The 1,564-nt window shown below is 49.3% G+C and carries 1 protein-coding gene; it reads right to left on the bottom strand.

Going from position 1 to position 1,564, the window contains the following annotated elements:
- The coding region (locus AC056_RS19115; RefSeq protein WP_213033519.1) for an Ig-like domain-containing protein at positions 1-1,564 on the bottom strand (1,564 nt) is incomplete at both ends.

Raw genomic sequence — 1,564 nt, 5'->3', positions numbered from 1 at the left:
CGCTGCATCTGGACCCAATGCTACACGGGCATCGAAGCTACCGTCTGCGCCAAGTTCTGATGCATTGATGATGCCGTCACCGTTCAGGTCGTCCGGTACGGTAATCGCACCCAGCAAGTTCGCTGGTATGGTATCAATCGTCAACACTGCACTATCCGTACCTACATTACCTGCAGGATCGGTTGCAGTCACAGTGACCGTATGAGGGCCATCAGCCAATACCGGAAGCGTATTATCTGCAAGCGTCCAGGTACCATCACCATTATTCGTCGCTGGATAGTTCACACCATCGACAGTCACTACAACTTTCGCAGTTGGATCGTTTACTGTACCTGTTAATGCTGGTGTACTGTCATTGGTTAACACATCATTCAAGGCAACAACTGGTGCTGTGGTATCTACTGTCACCACCGCATTTGTTGTTCCCACATTATCTGCAGGATCAGTTGCAGTCACAGTGACCGTATGTGGACCATCTGTCAATGCAGGAAGCGTATTATCTGCAAGCGTCCAGGTACCATCACCATTGTTCGTCGCTGGATAGTTCACACCATCGACAGTTACCACCACCGTCGCTGTCGGGTCAGTTACTGTACCTGTTAATGCAGGTGTACTGTCATTGGTTAACACATCATTCAAGGCAACGACTGGTGCTGTCGTATCTACCGTCACCACCGCATTTGTTGTTCCCACATTACCTGCTGGGTCTGTTGCAGTCACAGTGACCGTATGTGGACCATCTGTCAATGCAGGAAGCGTATTATCTGCAAGCGTCCAGGTACCATCACCATTGTTCGTCGCTGGATAGTTCACACCATCGACAGTCACTACAACTTTCGCAGTTGGATCGTTTACTGTACCTGTTAATGCAGGTGTACTGTCATTGGTTAATGCTGTCGTTACAGCCACTGTTGGTGCAACTGCATCTACTACTGCTGAACCAGGTAATGACGGGTTGCCTGCTGGATCAGTCGCTATTGCAGTCACTGTTTGACCATCAGTCAAGTCACCTGGATTTGGTACTGTCCATTTACCATCAGGGCCTGCAACAACTGTTGCTGTACTGCCATCCGGGAAAGTCACCTTAACTGTTGAACCAGGTTCAGCCGTACCTGTGACAGGATTACTCGCATTGATTGGATCAATCACTGGTGCATTTGGTGCTGTGGTATCTACCGTCAACACTGCACTACCTGTACCTACATTACCTGCTGGGTCTGTTGCAGTCACAGTGACCGTATGTGGACCATCAGCCAATACCGGAAGCGTATTATCTGCAAGCGTCCAGGTACCATCACCATTGTTCGTCGCTGGATAGTTCACACCATCGACAGTCACCACAACTTTCGCAGTTGGATCGTTTACTGTGCCTGTTAATGCAGGTGTACTGTCATTGGTCAATGCTGTCGTTACAGCCACTGTTGGTGCAACTGTATCTACTACTGCTGAACCAGGTAATGACGGGTTGCCTGCTGGATCAGTCGCTGTTGCAGTCACTGTTTGACCATCAGTCAAGTCACCTGGATTTGGTACTGTCCATTTACCATCAGGGCCTGCAACAACT

The organism is Acinetobacter genomosp. 33YU, from assembly GCF_001990725.1.
In the GTDB taxonomy this organism is placed as follows: Bacteria; Pseudomonadota; Gammaproteobacteria; order Pseudomonadales; family Moraxellaceae; genus Acinetobacter; species Acinetobacter seifertii.
The sequence above is the reverse complement of the archived record's forward strand: the minus strand, read 5'-3'. Positions and strand labels throughout refer to the sequence as shown.